This is a genomic window from Cupriavidus sp. H18C1 (assembly GCF_049311595.1).
Lineage (GTDB): Bacteria > Pseudomonadota > Gammaproteobacteria > Burkholderiales > Burkholderiaceae > Cupriavidus > Cupriavidus cauae.
In genome coordinates, this window is the sequence record NZ_CP186008.1 from 1,635,491 (window position 1) to 1,653,031 (window position 17,541).

8 protein-coding genes and 2 pseudogenes are annotated in these 17,541 nt (G+C 71.0%); 4 read left to right on the top strand and 6 right to left on the bottom strand.

The window, feature by feature from the left end; genetic code table 11:
- Positions 1 to 304 precede the first annotated feature (304 nt).
- From OJJOAM_RS07670 to OJJOAM_RS07680, 3 genes are all read left to right on the top strand, one after another.
- Complete coding sequence (locus tag OJJOAM_RS07670) at positions 305 to 1,603, top strand: exonuclease SbcCD subunit D C-terminal domain-containing protein (RefSeq protein ID WP_422649402.1); 1,299 nt, start codon at positions 305 to 307, stop codon at positions 1,601 to 1,603.
- Positions 1,600 to 5,622, top strand: coding sequence for an AAA family ATPase (locus tag OJJOAM_RS07675; protein WP_422649403.1), 4,023 nt, complete (start codon positions 1,600 to 1,602; stop codon positions 5,620 to 5,622). The genes OJJOAM_RS07670 and OJJOAM_RS07675 overlap by 4 nt, the downstream gene beginning before the upstream one ends.
- A gap of 372 nt (positions 5,623 to 5,994) precedes the next feature.
- Complete coding sequence (locus tag OJJOAM_RS07680; protein WP_422649404.1) at positions 5,995 to 7,329, top strand: MFS family transporter; 1,335 nt, start codon at positions 5,995 to 5,997, stop codon at positions 7,327 to 7,329.
- 100 nt (positions 7,330 to 7,429) lie between these two features.
- Here OJJOAM_RS07680 and OJJOAM_RS07685 read toward each other — a convergent pair.
- From OJJOAM_RS07685 to OJJOAM_RS07710, 6 genes and pseudogenes are all read right to left on the bottom strand, one after another.
- Positions 7,430 to 9,632: pseudogene (locus tag OJJOAM_RS07685) on the bottom strand (TonB-dependent receptor family protein).
- 190 nt (positions 9,633 to 9,822) lie between these two features.
- Complete coding sequence (locus tag OJJOAM_RS07690) at positions 9,823 to 10,152, bottom strand: four-helix bundle copper-binding protein (RefSeq protein WP_422649405.1); 330 nt, start codon at positions 10,150 to 10,152, stop codon at positions 9,823 to 9,825.
- A gap of 241 nt (positions 10,153 to 10,393) precedes the next feature.
- A complete protein-coding gene (locus tag OJJOAM_RS07695) occupies positions 10,394 to 11,974 on the bottom strand; it encodes a tannase/feruloyl esterase family alpha/beta hydrolase (protein WP_422649406.1) in 1,581 nt (526 codons plus the stop codon).
- Positions 11,975 to 12,006: 32 nt separating this feature from the next.
- Positions 12,007 to 14,149 (bottom strand): annotated as a pseudogene (locus tag OJJOAM_RS07700) (alpha/beta hydrolase domain-containing protein).
- A gap of 161 nt (positions 14,150 to 14,310) precedes the next feature.
- A complete protein-coding gene (locus OJJOAM_RS07705) occupies positions 14,311 to 15,540 on the bottom strand; it encodes a CaiB/BaiF CoA transferase family protein (RefSeq protein WP_422649407.1) in 1,230 nt (409 codons plus the stop codon).
- Between the two features lie 23 nt (positions 15,541 to 15,563).
- A complete protein-coding gene (locus OJJOAM_RS07710) occupies positions 15,564 to 16,337 on the bottom strand; it encodes an enoyl-CoA hydratase/isomerase family protein (protein ID WP_422649408.1) in 774 nt (257 codons plus the stop codon).
- Positions 16,338 to 16,561: 224 nt separating this feature from the next.
- Between OJJOAM_RS07710 and OJJOAM_RS07715 the strand changes: the two genes are divergently transcribed.
- Positions 16,562 to 17,539, top strand: coding sequence for a LysR family transcriptional regulator (locus OJJOAM_RS07715; protein WP_422649409.1), 978 nt, complete (start codon positions 16,562 to 16,564; stop codon positions 17,537 to 17,539).
- Positions 17,540 to 17,541: the final 2 nt, after the last annotated feature.

Here is a 17,541-nt window from a genome sequence, read left to right on the forward strand (position 1 = left end):
ATCGTGCAGGAGGCCGCCGCATCGCGGCCGAGCCCGGCCCGAGCCCGCGCCGAGCCCGCGCCGAGCCCGCGCCGAGCCCGCGCCGAGCCGAGCCGAGCCGAGCCGAGCCGAGCCGAGCCGAGCCGAGCCGAGCCGAGCCGAACAGAGCCTGAGCCTGAGCCTGAGCCTGAGCCTGAGCCTGAGCCTGAGCCTGAGCCTGAGCCGAGCCTGAGCCGAGCCCGAGCCCGAGCCAACGAGCGGCCGAGCCGGCCCCCACCGATCTCTGCTATCGTCTCGGCCAACGTTGAAAGGCCCTCCCCCCAGCATGCGACTGCTGCACACCTCGGACTGGCATCTCGGCCAGACCCTGCATCACTACGACCGTACCCACGAACATCAGCACTTCCTCGACTGGCTGCTCGATACGCTGGACGCCGAGGCTACCGACCTGCTGCTGGTCGCCGGCGACATCTTCGACACCGCCAACCCCTCGGCCGCGGCGCAGCGCCAGCTGTATCGCTTCCTGACCGAGGCAAGGCGCCGGCGCCCCCATCTGGCGATCGTGATGATCGCCGGCAACCACGACTCGCCGGCGCGGCTGGAGGCCCCGGCGCCCTTCCTCGACTGGTTCGGCGCGGCCTGCGTCGGCCAGGTCCATCGCCTGCCCGACGGCACGATCGACATGGAGCGGCTGGTGGTGCCGGTGCGCGATGCGGACGGCCGGATCGCGGCGTGGTGCCTGGCCATCCCGTTCCTGCGCCCCAGCGACGTGCCGCGGGTCGAGGCCGCGCGGGACAAGGCGGATACCGGCATCCATACCGGCATCGATACCGAGACCGGCACCGGCACCGACCCCTACCAGGCCGGCGTCGCCGCGCTCTATCGCAGCGCGCTCGAACTGGCGCTGGCCCGCCGGCAACCCGGCCAGCCCATCGTCGCGCTCGGCCACTGCCATATGCGCGACGGCGAGGTCTCGGAGGACTCGGAGCGCCGCATCGTGATCGGCGGCGCCGAGGCGCTGCCGGCCGGCATCTTCGACCCGGCCATCGCCTATGTCGCGCTCGGGCATCTGCATCGGCCGCAGAAGGTCGGCCGCCACGAGCACATCCGCTACAGCGGCAGCCCGCTGCCGATGTCGTTCTCCGAGATCCACTATCCGCACCAGGTCGTCAGCGCCCGGCTCGAGGGCGAGACGCTGGCCGAGTGGCGCGCGATCCCGGTGCCCAGACCCGTCGACCTGATGCGCGTGCCCCTGACGCCCCGGCCGATCGACCAGGCGCTGGACGCGCTGCGCGCGCTCGACCTGCCGCCGTTGCCCGACGCGCTGCAGCCCTATCTGCAGGTCCGCGTCGCGCTGGACGGCCCCGAGCCCACGCTGCGCGCCAAGGTGGAAGCCGCGCTCGACGGCAAGCCGGTGCGCCTCGCGCGCATCGAGGTCAGCGCCGCCGCCGCGGCCGGCGAGGCGCCCGCGCCGATGCTGTCGCTCGACGACCTGAACCGGCTCGATCCGGCCGCGGTGTTCGCCTCGCTGTATCGCGAGCGGCATGGCGCCGAGGCGCCCGCCACGCTGGCGGCGGCGCTGGCCGAGCTGCTGCACGGCCCGGACGAGGTGGCAGCGTCATGAAGATCCTCGCCATCCGCGGCCGCAACCTGGCCTCGCTGTCGGGCGAGTTCGCCGTCGACTTCACCGCCGAGCCGCTGGCCTCGGCCGGCCTGTTTGCGATCTGCGGCCCCACCGGCGCGGGCAAGAGCACGCTGCTCGATGCGCTGTGCCTCGCGCTGTACGACGAGACCCCGCGCGTCGCCCGCGTCGGTGGCCGCGCCACGGTGCTGCCCGACGTCGCGGGCGAGACCATCGGCGCCCACGACACGCGCACGCTGCTGCGCCGCGGCGCCGCCGAGGGCCACGCCGAGGTCGACTTCGTCGGCGGCGACGGGCAGGCCTACCGCGCCCGCTGGAGCGTGCGCCGCGCGCGCAGCAAGGCCGGTGGCAAGCTACAGCAGACGCAGATGTCGCTGGCGCGGCTGCCCGGCGAGGAGCCGGTCGGCGGCGGGCTGAAGACCGAGGTGCAGGCCGCGATCGTCGAGCGCGTCGGGCTGACCTTCGAGCAGTTCACGCGCGCGGTGCTGCTGGCGCAGAACGAGTTCTTCGCCTTCCTGAAGGCCGGCGACGACGAACGCGCGGCGCTGCTGCAGGCGCTGACCGGCACCGGCCGCTTCGAGGCGATCTCGCGGCGCGCCTTCGAACGCAACAAGGCCGAGCAGGAAGCGCTGCGCCAGCTGCGCGAGCAGGCCGCGCAGCACCAGCCGCTGGACGCGGAGACGCGCGCGCAGTGCGAGCTGCAACGGCGCCAGCAGCAGGACGCGGTGACGGCGCTGGACGAACGGCTGCGGCAGCACGAGGCGCAGTTGCGCTGGCACGCCGACGCGGCCGAACTGGCCAGGCTCGAACAGCAGGCGCTCGGCCAGCATCGGGCCGCCGTCTCCGCGCTCGAAGCCGCCGCGCCACGGCGCGCCCGGCTGGCAGACGCGCACGCGGCCCAGGCCGCGCGGCCGCTGGTGGCCGAGGTCGACCGGCTCGCCGCGCAACGCGAGGCGCAGCGCCAGGAGCGCTCGCGCGCCGCCGAGGCGCAGGCGGCTGCCGCGCGCGCGGCGCAGGACGCGCAGGCCGAACGGCAGCGTACTGCCGCCGCCTTGGACGCGGCGCGCCACGCCGAGGCCGAGATGGCGCCGCGCCTGGCGCAGGCGCGCGAACTCGACGCCGTGATCAAGACGCTGACGCCGGACCGCGAGCGCGCCGCCCTTGCACATCGGCAAGCCGAGCAGGCACTGGACGAAGCGCGCCGCGAACAGGCACGACTGCGGACGGAGCGCGACTCCGCGGGCGCGGCGCTGGCCGCCGCCGAAGACTGGCTCGCGCGGCATGCCGGCCGCGAGGCGCTCGGCGCGCAATGGCCGCGCTGGCAGGCGCTGTTCGCGCAGGCCGACGATTGGCACGGCCGGCACGTCGCCGCCACGCAAGAGGCCGCGCAATTGGCGGAGCGGCTGGGCAAGGCCCGGCGCGACCAGTCCGAGGCACAGGCGCGGCTCGCTGCCGCCGCCGAGTCGCTGCAAGACGCCCAGCGGCAGTATGCGACGGCGCAGCAGGCGCTGGCCGGGCATGATCGCGATGCCATCGCGGCCCGGGCGGCCGAATTGCAGCGGCATCGCGACGCGCTGCAGCAGGCCGCGGCGCGCTGGCGCGAACTGCGTGCGGCCGAAGCGCGGATGGCCGAGCTGATCCAGCAGCGCGACACGCTGCGGGCGCAACGGCAGCAGTGCCAGCAAGGCATCGATGCGGCCCGCGCCGCGCGGCCCGCCGCGCAGCAGGCCGCCACGCAGGCGGAACGCTCCTGGCAACGCGCGCTCGCGGCCTGCCAGCAGAGCGTCGAGCAATTGCGCGAGACGCTGGAGCCGGGCGAGCCCTGCCCGGTCTGCGGCGCCAGCGAACACCCGTACGCGCATGACGACTCGCCGCTGCGCGCGGCGCTGCAGGCCACGCTGGGCGCGCTGGAGGACGAGTACCGCCGCTGCCAGCAGGCGCTGGCCCGGATCGACGCCGACGAACGCAGCGCCGCCGCGCTGGCGCACAGCCACGACGAAGCGCTGGCGCAGCTCGACACGCGCCTGGCCGCCGCGCGGCAGCAGCGCGACCGCGCCGAACGGGAGTGGCAGGCCGACGCGCTGGCCGCCCAGGCGGCGCGGGCCATGGAAGCCGCGGAAGCCGTGGAAGCCGTGGAAGCCGTGGAAGCCGTGGAAGCCGTGGAAGCCGTGGAAGCCGTGGAAGCCGTGCGGGCCGCGCAGGCCGCGCAGGCCGTGACTGTCGATGCCGACCAGCGCGCCGACTGGTTCGCGCGGCAATTGGCCGACGCCGACGCGCAGCTGCGCAGCGCGGCCGAGCTCGACACCCATCTGCGCACGCTGGACAAACAGCTGCAGGCCGCGCGCGTGCGGCTGGACGCCGCCCAGGCCGAGCAGACGGCGGCGGACGGCGCGCTGCAACGCGCGCAGGCCCTGGTCGCCGAACTCGCGCTGCGTCATGGCGCGGCGAACGAGTCGGCCGCGGCCACGGCGGCGCAGCGCGACCAGGTCCTGCGCGAACTCGACGAGGGTGCGCTAGGGCGCGCCGCTGGCCCCGACTGGCGCGAGCAGTGGCACGACGATCCGGCGGCTTTCCGCGCGCGCTGCGAGGCCGATGCCGGCAACTGGACACGGCACCGCGACGGACGCGACGCGCAGCGCCAGCGCATCGTGCAGCTCGATGGCGCACTGGCCGCCGCCACGCAGGCGCACGAGCATGCCGTCGAAGCGCATCGCCGAGCCGCCGAAACATTGGCGTTCGCCGATGCGCGCCTGTCCGAGCAGCGCACGCGCCGCGATGCGCTGTTTGCCGGCACGCCCGATGCGGGCCAGACGGTCGAGGCGATCGCGGCCCGTCTGGCGCAAGCCAGCGCCGGGGCCACGGCGCGCGTCGACGCGGCACAGCGGGGGAGCCAGGCTGCCAGCGAACAGCTGGCGCGGCAGACCGCGCGTACCGAACAGGCGCAGGCCCAAGACCGGGCGCTGGAGCAGCAGGCGCGCGAAGCCGCGGCGCGGCTCGATGCGTGGTTGCAGGCCTGGCGAGAAGGACATGACGGAAACGTCGGAGGCGAGCGAGACGACGGACACGCCGGACGCGAGGGAGACGACGGACACGCCGGATACGACGGACGCGACGGAAACAACGGCCACCACGGCGGCGACCGACACATGGGCCCGGCCGCGACCGCGCCGCTCGACGAAGCCGGCCTGCGCGCGCTGCTGGCGCTCGATGCCGACTGGCTGGCGCGCGAGGAAGCCTCGCTGCACGGGCTGCAACGCGAAGTCGATGCCGCGCACGCCGTGGTGCGGACGCGCCGCGCCGAACGCGAACGCCATCTGGCACGCCGGCTCGGCGAAGACGACGCGACCACCGTCGAAGCCGCGCTGACGGCGGTCCGCGCCGAACTCGAGCGCGCCAAGCAGGCGCTGGCCGAGGCCGATTTCACGCTGCGCCGCGACGACGAGCGGCGCGCGCAGGCCAGCGATCTGATCGCGCGCATCGAGCGGCAGCAGGCCACCGCGCACACCTGGCAGGTGCTCAACGAACTGATCGGTTCGGCCGACGGCAAGAAATTCCGCAACCATGCCCAGCAGATGACGCTGGACATCCTGCTCGGCTACGCCAACCGGCACCTGGCCACGCTGTCGCGCCGCTACCGGCTCGAACGCGTGCGCCAGAGCCTGGCGCTGCTGGTGATCGACCAGGACATGGCCGACGAGGCCCGCTCGGTGCATTCGCTGTCCGGCGGCGAATCGTTCCTGGTGTCGCTCGCGCTCGCGCTCGGACTCGCGTCGCTGTCCTCGCATCGCGTGCGGGTCGAATCGCTGTTCATCGACGAGGGCTTCGGCAGCCTCGACGCGGACACGCTGCGCGTCGCGATGGACGCGCTCGACAGCCTGCAGGCCCAGGGCCGCAAGGTCGGCGTGATCTCGCATGTGCACGAGATGACCGAGCGCATCGGCACACGCATCGAGGTGCGCAGGCTGTCGGGCGGACAGAGCCGGGTCATGGTGGGTTCGTAGCGGTGTAGCGGGGCCCCTGCCCTTTACCCTCTCGCCCGGCCTCTCTCCCGCGCTCGGGCAAGGCCGGGGGAGAGGGCCAGCGCCCGCCCTTGCGCAGACGCTCCACGAGACACTGTGTTCGCGATCCCGAACAATCGCGCGCCATCCCGCGCCATGCCTGGGCCGGGGATCGCCGCCCGCTGACGGCCGCACCGCCGTGCCGTGCAGGATCACGCCCTAGGGGTTACCCTTATATCGCCCTGCCGCCCGCCCGCCAGCCCCCTGGCCGCGGGCGGCCTCTGTTGCAGCGGCGGTGCCCCGCCGCGCGCTTCGCCCGACGCCGGCGCACGCGTGTCCACGCCTGAGCGCCGGCGTCCTACTCAGCGATCTCCCATGACAGAACTGACCAGCACCACCATTCCGGCCGGCAAGGCGGACCATGACCGGAACAACGGCCGGGACCATGACAGCCGCCGCCGCGTGTTCGCGATCGTCGCGGCGTCGTCCGGCAATCTCGTCGAATGGTTCGACTTCTATATCTACGCGTTCTGCGCGATCTATTTCGCGCACTCGTTCTTCCCACAGTCCGATCCTACCGTGCAGCTGCTCAATACCGCGGGTGTCTTCGCCGCCGGCTTTCTGATGCGGCCGATCGGCGGCTGGGTGTTCGGCCGCATCGCCGACCGCCACGGGCGCAAGAGCTCGCTGCTGATCTCGGTGGTGATGATGTGCACCGGCTCGCTGATGATCGCCTGCCTGCCGACCTACGACAGCATCGGCATGTGGGCGCCCGCGCTTCTGCTGCTGGCGCGCCTGCTGCAAGGCCTGTCGGTCGGCGGGGAATACGGCACCACCGCCACCTACATGAGCGAGGTCGCGCTCAAGGGCCGGCGCGGCTTCTTCTCGTCGTTCCAGTACGTGACGCTGATCGGCGGCCAGCTGCTGGCCGTGCTGGTGGTGGTCGTGCTGCAGCAGCTGTACACCGAGCAGGAGCTCAGGACCTGGGCCTGGCGCATTCCGTTCGTGATCGGCGCGATCACCGCGGTGGTGGCGCTGCTGCTGCGCCGGACGCTGCATGAAACGTCCAGCGCCGACACGCGCAACACCAAGGACGCCGGCAGCGTGGTCGCGCTGCTGCGCGACCACAAGGCGGCCTTCTTCACCGTGCTGGGCTACACCGCCGGCGGCTCGCTGATCTTCTACACGTTCACCACCTACATGCAGAAGTACCTGGTGAACACCGCCGGCATGCCGATCAAGACCGCCAGCTACGTGATGACGGGCGCGCTGTTCGTCTACATGTGCATGCAGCCCGTGTTCGGCGCGCTGTCGGACCGCATCGGCCGGCGTACCAACATGATGCTGTTCGGCGCGCTCGGCGCGCTGATCACGGTGCCGGTGCTGACCGCGCTGCATACCATCACCAATCCGGCGGTCGCCTTCGTGCTGATCACGCTGTCGATGGCGGTGGTCAGCCTCTATACGTCGATCAGCGGCATCGTCAAGGCCGAGATGTTCCCGCCCGAAGTGCGCGCGCTCGGGGTGGGCCTGGCCTATGCGATCGCCAACGCGATCTTCGGCGGCTCGGCCGAATACGTCGCGCTGGGCCTGAAGTCGGTCGGCCACGAGTCCGCCTTCTACTGGTACGTGACCGCGATGATGGTGGTGGCCTTCCTGGTCAGCCTGCGGCTGCCGCGCCAGGCCAAGTACCTGCATCACGAACACTGAGCGGGCCGTCGCCCCGGCGGCACGGCGGCGACCCCGCGGCCTGCCGGGCCGCTGGGGTGCCCGCGCGGGAACGGCGTCGCGCTGGCTGCGCGCCGCCGCTTCAGAAGCGATATTGCAGCCCGGCGTAGATGGCCCGCCCGCTGCCCGGGTAGAACACCGCGGTGTTCGCGCTGCGCGCGTCGGCCACCGTGCTGAAGTCGCTGACATAGCGCTTGTCGCCCAGATTGCGGGCATCGACGAACAGCGTCACGCCGCCGCCGAAGCGGTAGGACGCCTGCAGGCCGAACAGCGCGTAGCCCGGCGCGCGCATCGTATTGGCATAGTCGACCCAGGCGCCGCTGGGCACCCAGTCGAGCGTGCCGGCAATGCGCCAGCGCTCGCCCACGCCGTAGGTCAGCGTGGTACGCAGGACATGCTCCGGCACGCCGGCGATGCGGTTGTTGCCGTAGCGCCGGTCGTTGTCGAAGCGGAAATCGCTGTAATTCCATAGCTGCGCCACGTTGAGGCGATCGCCCGGGGTCAGCACGCCGCGCAGCAGGTCGGCATCGACGCTCAGCTCCACGCCCTGCAGCGTGGTGCGGCCCGCGTTGAACGTCGAGGCCGGGATGTCGGGGCCGGTGGCGAACTGCAGCATCTGGTCGCGCACCAGCGAACGGTAGGCGGCGACATCCCAGCCGAAGCGCTCGCGCCGCCCCCGCGTGCCGATCTCGAGCGTCCAGCCGCGCTGCACCGCCAGCGGCACGAAGCGCTGGGCGCTGCCGATGGTCTGCAGCAGATCCGAAAAGTCCGGCACGTCGGCGCTGCGCGTGATATCGACGAAGGCCTGCACCTCGGGGGGCCGGTTCCCACAGCACGCCGATCTTGGGGTTGATGCCGCTGAAGGTATCGCGGTCCGACTTGGCCACCGGATTGGCCGCCAGGCCACCGTGGTCGGTATAGCGACGCTCGGCGCGATAGGCCTTGGCCCCTGCCATCAGCGCCACCGTGGGCAGCAGATAGAGCCGGTTTTCCAGATACGCCTCGTAGTTGGCCGCCTCCTGGCGTGCGTTCAGCGTCTGCGCGCCCCGGCTTCCGCCCTGGTTCAGGTAGTGGCGGGAATCGCCGGTGCCGCCGAAGAAACGGCCGCCGACGGTCAGCTCGTTGCGCATGCCGCCGACGCTGCCGCGCCCGGTATAGCGCGGCGCGAAGCCATAGGTCCAGCTGTCCTGGTCGATCACCTGGAAGATCGGGTGATGCAGGTCCTTGTGGATCACCCAGCTGCGCAGGTCCAGCTGCTGCCCTTCCCCCAGCCGGATGGTCGTCACGTTGGCCAGGCGCTCGGTGCGCGTGTCGCGGGCCTGATCGAGCGCCAGCGCGCCGGCCGAGGCGCGGCGAGGCTGGTTCAGGGCGTCGGCCAGCGACAGCGTGCCCGGCAGGTCCTGGTCGACCACATAGACGCCGAGATAGAAGCGCGTCTCGACATCCGGGCTGAGGCGATAGCCGAAGTTGGCATTGAACTGCTGGTACTGGCCGCGCTGGTGCTCGCGATAGCCGTCGGCGCGATTGACGCTCAGGTTGGCGAGGAAATCCAAGGCGCCGAACTGGCGCGACACCTGCGCGCTGGCGCGGGCGGTGCCGAAGCTGCCGCCCTCGAGCCGCAGCTGGTTCGGCGCCGGCGCGGTCAGCGCGGAGGGCGTGGTGAAATTGATCGCGCCGCCCAGCGTGGTGCTGCCATAGGCCAGGCCGTTGCCGCCCTTGTACACCTCGGTGGCCTGCAGCGCGAGCGGATCGATCTGATAGAAGTCGCCGCTGCCGTCGGCGAAGTTGGTCGGCACGCCGTCCTGCAGCACGTCGATGCCGCGGACGTGATAGCCGCGCGCGATGCCGGAGCCGCGAATCGACAGCCGCAGCTCCTGGCCATAGCGCTCCTGTACGTAGACGCCCGGCGTGTCCTTCAGGACATCGCGCACATTGCTGGCATAGCTGTCCGCATGGGACTGCGCATCGACGAAGCCGACCGAGCCGACGGTGCCGAACAGCGTGGCGCGCTGCCGGACCACGGCCGGCACCGTCGGCGAGCCCGGAACGGCCGCCGTGACGGTCGCGGTGGGCAGCGTGACGGTGCCGTCGGGCGCCCCCTCAGTGGCGCGGCCGGTGGCGCCGCCGGTGGCGCTGTCGGCGGCACCGTCAGTGGCCCGGTCGGCCGTCTGCGCCAGCAGCGGGAATGTCCACGCCAGCGACGCTGCCGTCAGCGCCGCGGAAACAGCATGGGATGCGCGGTAGCGCGAGGTCGGTCCAGGGCAAGGCGGAGCGGCGCGGGGCATGAGGTTCTGACGGAATGGCGAGTCGCGGACGCGAAACCGGTGCGCGACGATATACCGCCACGCGCCGGTGCACTATGTGACACAGTGCCGCATCATGGGTGACATCGGCCATCGCTCCACTCCCTGGCTGCAAGTTCCGCCGGCCCTGCAAGGTCCCGCAGCCCCGCAAACCGCAAACTGCAAGCCGCCGTCACGCCGCCATCTGCCGGCACGCCTGCGCGCAATCGCGGCAGGCCTGTGCGCATTGCTGGCAATGCTGGGCCTGATGGCGCGCGCACTCCTCGGCGCAGCGCTCGCAGATCTGCGCGCACAGCGCACATAGCTGGCGCGAATGTTCGCTGCCGCGCGACATATAGGCCACCGAAAGTTCGCAAATGCCGGCGCAGTCCAGGTCCAGCCGGATGCACTCGGTCATCTTCTGCACATCGTGTTCCTGCAGGCAGGACGCCGCACAGTGACGGCAGGCCTGCGCGCAGCGCGTGCAGGCATCGATACAGGCTTGATATTGCTCGTGAGGCATGACATCCCTCCTCGGTCGGTCGACGCCGGATCGGCGTCAGCCGACATGCAGCAAGGCGCGGACCACGGCGGCGGGGCGTTGTCGACCCCGCCGGTCGCGATCCGTGCCTTGTCCCGGCCCGGAACGGTCTTACATGCCTTGCAACTTCTGCCTCCCTTCCAGCGGACGCTGCCCGCTACCGGCACGAAAAATTCGCCGCATCGTCGGTGCTGCCGCTGCCCTGATAGACCGCCTTGCGCGGCTACGGGCACAGGGGCCGGGTGCGCGTCACCGCGCCGCCGCTGACCGCGGAAGCGACGATGCGCTCCGGCGCCGTCCCGCGCGTGACCCAGGCATCGAGCGCCTCCAGGATGTCATGCTGCGCATCGACGACCGGCGCCGGCGTATCGCCGTTGCCGAACTGCGTGGTACCCGGCCCGCCCGAGCAGTGCCCCATGCCGGGCACCATGAAGAGCCGGAAGAACGCGTCGGTGGCGGCTTGGGAGCCCTGCGCCGCCTTGACGCGATCGTAGTAGGCGATGGTATCGACCGCGTTGACCACCGGGTCCTGCCAGCCGTTGTAGACCAGCAGCTTGCCGCCGCCGGCCTTGAAGGCCGATAGATCGGCGTTGGTCTGATCGACCATCGTGCCGACCTTGGCGTCGGCATAGGCCAGGTCGCGATCGAAATCGAAGGTCCACCAGTTCCATTGCGGATTGTCGAAGACCCAGTAGCGCCAGAAATCGGCGCGCGTGGGCTCGGTCGTGCCCCAGTAGGTGTTCCAGCCTACCGGTGCGCCCGCCACCGTGAACAGCGCCTCGCTGGTCTTTGGCCAGCCGGGATAGACCTGCTCCCCGGTGCGCGGATTGCGCGGCCCTGCGTACATGGCCTTCAGCGCCGACACCTGTTCGGCGGTCAGGCAATTGTCCGCGTCGGCGCCGCTGCATTGCAGCGTTGCCGGATCGAAGCCGCATTGCCGCGGATCGTCGACCACGCCGTCGGTGACGCCATCGTCGGCATCGCAGGCCGCCACCGCGGCGCGCGTCACCATCGTCAGCTTGGCCGCCGGGATGATTGGCGACAGATTGTCGTTGGGACGGTGGTTGGCGAGGAATTGCCACAGGAAACCGGCATTGAGCCGCACCCGGTTGTTGCCCGGCGCGCCGGCGATGATGCCGTCGAAATCGTCCGGATAGCGCTGCGCCTCGGCATAGCCCTGGTGGCCGCCGGTCGAGCAGCCGTAGAAGTACGCGCGCTCGATGTCGCGCGCGTGCATGTCGGCGACCAGCCGTTTGCTCGGCACCGTGATCGCGTGGATCGAGCGCGTGCCCCAGTCGACGATCTTCTCGGGATGGTTGACGCCGAACAGCATGTCGTTCGGATTGGCCGACTGGTGGCCGGTATCGCCGCCGACGGTGGCGTAGCCGCGCGCGAGCCCCATCGCCATCGCACGGTAGCCCAGTGCCGGGCTGTAGCCGCCATTGCCGGTCACCAGCAGCTTGCCGTTCCATTGCGCGGCGGCCGGAATCCACACTTCGAAGCGGATCTCCGAATCGCTGCTGGGCCGCGCCACCGCCTGCACGCGGCAGAAGGCGGGCACGGTCAGCGTGGTGCCGGCATTGGGCGAGAAGCTGCCCGCGGCAATCTCGGTGGCGGCCTGCACGGCGGCGCCCTCGAGCACCGCTGCCGCCATCTGCGCGCACGATCTGGGCTGCGGATTGCCAGACTGCGGCGGTGGAGGCGGCGGATCGTCGCCCCCGCCGCAGGCGGCCAGCGCCACGGCCGCCGCGGCTGCCGCGGCCAGCGCGGCCGCATGGACACGCCAGGGTCCTGGCTTGGTCATGATGTCTCTCCTTCCGTTGCTCCGGTACCGCATCACGGCAGCACCGGATTGGCCTGGGCGCGCGCGATCGCGCGCTGCGCGTCGGCGGGCAGCAGGAAGCGCTGCGACACCAGCGCGTCGGCGGCCGTGCGCAGCTTCGCCAGATAGCCGGCCTGGTCGCCATACAACGCCTCCAGAGAGGGCCGCTGGTCGCCGGCCGCGGTGCGCGCGGCCTCGGTCTTGTGGAAGGGGATGTAGCTGCCGCCCAGATTGACGAGGTCGACGATGCCGGGCGTGGCCACGTAGTTGAACTCGAGGCTGGTGCCGACCGGCACCTGCACGTCGAGCGCGCGGATGCCCGCCTTCGCCAGGCCGGTGGAGGGATCGAGCTGCGGCACCAGGATCGCGTAGTCCCGGCCCAGATAGGCAGGCGGCAGCACGGTGGCGATGCCCGACTCGTCCTGCGGCCGGTACTGCGGGCCGTAGTCGAGCAGCGGGAAGCCGTTGTAGCGGCCGAGGTACTGGAAGTCGGGGATCGGCACCGTTCCGCTCGGGCCGGCGAAACTGACGCCCTTGATCACCGGCACCTGCAACTGGTCGGGCCGCACCAGCGTGCCTTCCGCGATGCGGGGCACCTGGCTGTCCGGCGGCGCGATGTCGCGCGCGACCCAGTCCTCCAGCGCGATGAACAGCGCGCGGAAGGTATCGGCGAAGTCGATCATCGAGCCGGCCGGATAGACCGTCTGCGCGGGGTTGTAGTTGATCTGCGCGGAGCGGCCGCCGTGCTGCGTGCTGGCGTAGTAGTAGATGCGCGCGTTATCGGGCTGCTTCAGGTCGGTGAAGCCGTAGGCGTCGGTCAGCACCGGCGAGCCCTGCAGCTGCCAGAACTCGGTGCCCGACAGGCCGAGGAAGAAGCGCGGGCAGGTCCGCGTCTCGCTGCAGCGCTTCATCACGCCGCCGGTGCGGCCCGCGACCGCGTCCTCGTAGTCGGCCGCCAGCCCGCGCGGCGCGGTCTGCCCGAAGGCGCGATGGTCGGTGCGCAGGCCACCGCCGCCGCCCGGCACCGCGAAGCGCGTGTTGATATTGGTCTGGCGCGCGGCCACATGCGCAAAGATGCCGTCGAACACCTTGCCGCCGTCCAGCGCCGCGTTGAAGCCCAGATGCAGGAAGGTCTTCATCGCATTGCCCGACTGCGAGGTGCCCTGCCCGATCGCGTAGCGGATCGCGCCGGCGATCGGATTGGGCGTGCCGGCCGCGTCGGCGCTGCGATGGCGGAAGAAGGTCACGGTGTCGCGCAGCGCCGCCAGGCCCACGCCCATCACCTTCGGATCCTTGGCCACGTAGGTGATCTCGTACAGATGGCCGGGCTGGAAGCCGTCCTTCAGGCAGACCTTGCTGCCGTCGGGCTTGCCGGGAAACGGCGCGCCGCTGGGCCCGCAGTCGGCGAACTTCCATTCCGACGGGGCGATCGGCACGCGCGGATCGGTCTCGTTGACGCGGCGCGTCAGCGTGTAGCCCGGTTGCGTGTTGTCGAGGCTGGCCGGCGCGTAGGGAATCATCGAGCCGTTGAACACGCCGCCGGGCAGGCTCATGGTCGAGGTCGCGGCGCCTGGCACCAGCTCCGCCGCGTACGGGCCGGTGATGCTGCTGCCGTCCTTGTTGCGCGCCACCGGCACGCTCAGCGTCAGCCGCGCCGGCGAGCTCTTGGGCACGTCGCCCTGCCACGCCGCGTACAGGAACACATAGCCGCGCTCGAAATAGACGGCATCGCCCGGCACCGCGGCCGGGTTCGGCATCGTCAGGATATTGCCGCGATTGGGGGGCGTCATAGCGCAGCACGCCGCCGGCCTTGCCGATGTCCTTCGGCTTGAGCATCACGAACTCGGTGGTGTACTCGACCATGCCGCGCGCATTGACCGGCGCGAGCTCGAGGTCCTGGATCACCGCGTTGCGCGGGTCCTTCGGATCGACCTCGCCGTGCAGCGAGCCGGTCAGCTTCTCGTAGGCGCCGACGCTGCCGAAGCTGCCGGGAAAGTCCTCGCGCGCGGAAATCGTCAGCGTGATCGCCGGGGTCGCCGCCTGCCCGCCGCCTCCGGGCGGGCCGCCGGTCGACGGACCATCATCGTCGTCGCCGCCGCACCCGGCCAGCAGCGTTGCCGCGGCGACCGCGGTCACCGCAGCCAATCGCCATCCCATCGCCCGCGCCGTGCCGACGCGGCGAGCGTGCCTGATCTCCATGTCTTCTCCTGCCCTGGTGGTTCTTCTTCGGGTCGCTTGTCTTCACGCCCACTGACGGAGCGTTGGCGCCAAGTCTAGAAAGCGAATTGATTCAGGAGAAATGGATAATCTCGATGGATTCAGCGGGGTTTTGGCTTAATCGGCTCCAGCAGCGCGGCGATCCGCTCCGGCGCGACGCCGGCCTCGCGCAACACCTCCTCGGTATGCTCGCCCAGCGATGGCGCGGGCCGCCGGATCGCGGTCGGCGTGCGGGCAAAGCGCGTGGTCGGGCGGACCTGCCGGATCGGCCCGACCGCAGGATGCACCGATTCCTCGAACAGCCCCACCGCCGACAGATGCGGATGGCCCGGCAGGTCCTCCAGCCGATAGATCGGCGTGGCCGGAATATCGAGCCGCTCGCACAGCGCCATCCATTGCGCGGTGGACCGCAGCGGCGCCAGTTCGGCCAGATGGCCGTACAGCGCCTTGATGTTCGCATTGCGCTCGCGCCGGCTGGCGATCTGATAGCGCTCGGCCAGATCGTCGCGTCCCAGGTCGTGGAAGAACGCCTTCCAGTGCCGTTCGGTATAGGGCAGCATGCTGATCCAGCCATCGGCGGTGCGCACCGGCTTGCGGCCGCCTTCGAGCAGCCGCGCATAGCCGGCCTTGGCGGTCGAAGACGGGAACATCATGCCGCCCATATGCTCGGTCAGCACGAAGGCCGCCATCGTTTCCAGCATCGGCACCTCGACGTACTGGCCCTCGCCGTGGCGCTCGCGCCGGAACAGCGCGGCCAGCACCGCATTGGCCACCGCGAGCCCGGTCGTCTTGTCGGCGATCAGGCTGGGCAGGTAGTCGGGCTCCGCACCGGCCGCGCTCGCCGCGCCGACGAAGCCGCAGGCCGCCTGGATGATGTCGTCGAACGCCGGCTTGTCGCGGTCCGGGCCGTCCTGGCCGAAACCGGGCGCGGCGCAATAGACGATATCGGGCCGCAGGCGCGCGACCGCGTCGTAGCCGAAGCCCAGCCGTTCGATCGCGCCGATCCGCATGTTGTGCACCAGCACGTCGCAGGTCGGAATCAACTCGCGCAGCGCGGCCGCGCCCTGCTCGTCCTTCAGGTCCAGCATCACCGAGCGCTTGTTGCGGTTCAGCGCGAGGAAGATCGAACTCATGCCCGCGTGCTCGACCACGCCGTTGGCGCGCATCAGGTCGCCCTCGGGCGCCTCGATCTTGATCACGTCGGCGCCCATGTCGGCCAGCACCTGCGTGCCCATCGGCCCCAGCACCACCGACGACAGGTCCAGTACCCGCACGCCGTCCAGCGGCCCCGCCACGGCGGTCTTGCCGCCGCTCTGCTTGTGTTCGTTCACTGACGCACTCCTGTGATGCCGCATCAGCGGCGCTGGAAATTGGGTAGGCGGCGCTCGGCCATCGCGGCCACGCCTTCGCGGAAATCCTCGGTCGGGAATTGCGTCAGCTGGACCTGCAGCTCGTGCCGGTTGATCTCGGCGACGCGGTCGGCAAGTCCGGCGCGTAGCGTGGCGCGCGTGCTTTCGACGGCCAGCGGCGCGGACAGCGCGATTTCGCAGGCGAGCGCGTGGGCGCGAGCCCGCACGTCGGCCTGTTCGACCAGCTCGTCGGCCAGCCCCATCTCGACCGCGGTCGCGCCGTCGATGCGGCGGCCGGTGTAGAACAGCAGCGCCGCACGCTGCTCGCCGATCAGCCGCGGCAACGTCAGGCTCAGGCCGAAGCCCGGATGGAAGCCCAGTCGGTTGAAATTGACGCTGAAGCGCGCCTCGCGGCAGGTCACGCGAAAGTCCGCGACCAGGGCCAGCCCCACGCCGGCACCGATCGCCGCGCCGTGCACGGCCGCCACGATCGGCTTGCGCGTGCGGAACAGCCGCATTGCCTGCCGGTAGAACGGGCTGGGATCGCGCCGGATCGACGGATCGCTGGCGCCGAAGTCGGCGCCGGCGCAGAACGACTTGCCCTCGGCCGCGAGCACGATGGCGCGGCAATCGTCGTCGCGATCGAGCTGTTCGAGGGCATCGGCGAGCGCCGCCATGCAATCGGCGTCGACATGGTTATGGGGCGGGCGCTGCAGCACCACGTGCGCGACGTGGTCCTGCGGCATCCGGCGCAGCGAGACAGGGGATGAGGTATCCATGGCGGTAGAAGGTCGGTGGTGGTAGCGGTGACAGGAGCAGCGGCGCGAACAAGCGGCGTAAATGGGCGGCGTGGGAAATTGCCGATGGATCGCCGGGAGCCGCGCCCGGATAATGGAGCCCGTGTGTCCGGCACCTCGCCGGACGGATTCATCGGCCAATCGAAAGCGGGCGCCGGCATCTGGCCGGCAACACCCGCTCACCAGGAGCGCAACGCGAATCGACGATGCATAGCGGAGACCATCGAGACGGCGAGCCGGCGCCCGCCAACGACCGGCGGCGGCTGCCGCTGGCCGAGCTGCGGCACAAGGACCTGAACCTGCTGGTCGTGCTGGCCGCGCTGCTGGAAAGCCGCAGCGTCAGCGAGGCGGCGCGGCGGCTCGACAGCAGCCAGCCGTCGACCAGCCGCATGCTGGAGCGGCTGCGCGAGGAGTTCGGCGATCCGCTGCTGATCAAGAGCGCGGCCAGGATGCTGCCGACGCGCCGCGCGCAGGAATTGCAGCAGGCGCTCGACGCCGCGCTGCGCACCATCGAGAGCATCTACACCCAGAGCGAGCGCTACGATCCCGCGCAGGAGACTGGCTCCTACGCGATCGGCATCAACGACTCGCTGCAGGCGCTGATCGCCCCGGCCTTCCTGGCCCGGCTGCGCGAGGTCGCGCCGCGCGCGCGGGTGCGCATGCATCCGGTGCCGATGCCCAGCGGACTGAGCGCGATGACCAGCGGCGCGATCGACGTAATGGTCGCCTTCTATCCGGTCGAATCCGAGGCGCTGCGCTCCGAGCTGCTGTTCTCGGCGCCGTTCGGCTGCCTGTGCGACGCCGGCAATGCCCATCTCGGCAGCACGCCGGGCGCGGCCGAACTGGCGCCGCTGCCCTGCCTGGACATCTCGCAGTTCGGCGTGGTCACGCGCATGGTCGACCGCTACTTCGCCAAGCACGGCGAGCAGCGCCATATCGCCTGCACGATGACCAGCTATCTGGCCGTCGCCGACGCGATCACCGGCACCGACATGTATGCGATGGTGCCGCGCTATCTGGCGCCGGTACTGTGCCGGCATCCGGGCGTGCGCTTCATTCCGATCGACGACCCGGCGCTGGCCATTCCGGTCCATCTGTGCTGGCACAACAATGTCCATACCCATCCCTTCGTCTCCCTGCTGCGCGCGCTGCTGACCGAGGTCGCGCGCGGCCTGCCGGTGTAGCT

Coding starts and splice junctions, on each gene's coding strand:
- OJJOAM_RS07710 (WP_422649408.1), bottom strand. CDS start 16,337: ATGGATACCTCATCCCCTGTCTCGCTGCGCCGGATGCCGCAGGACCAC.
- OJJOAM_RS07675 (WP_422649403.1), top strand. CDS start 1,600: ATGAAGATCCTCGCCATCCGCGGCCGCAACCTGGCCTCGCTGTCGGGC.
- OJJOAM_RS07715 (WP_422649409.1), top strand. CDS start 16,562: ATGCATAGCGGAGACCATCGAGACGGCGAGCCGGCGCCCGCCAACGAC.
- OJJOAM_RS07690 (WP_422649405.1), bottom strand. CDS start 10,152: ATGCCTCACGAGCAATATCAAGCCTGTATCGATGCCTGCACGCGCTGC.
- OJJOAM_RS07695 (WP_422649406.1), bottom strand. CDS start 11,974: ATGACCAAGCCAGGACCCTGGCGTGTCCATGCGGCCGCGCTGGCCGCG.
- OJJOAM_RS07680 (WP_422649404.1), top strand. CDS start 5,995: ATGACAGAACTGACCAGCACCACCATTCCGGCCGGCAAGGCGGACCAT.
- OJJOAM_RS07670 (WP_422649402.1), top strand. CDS start 305: ATGCGACTGCTGCACACCTCGGACTGGCATCTCGGCCAGACCCTGCAT.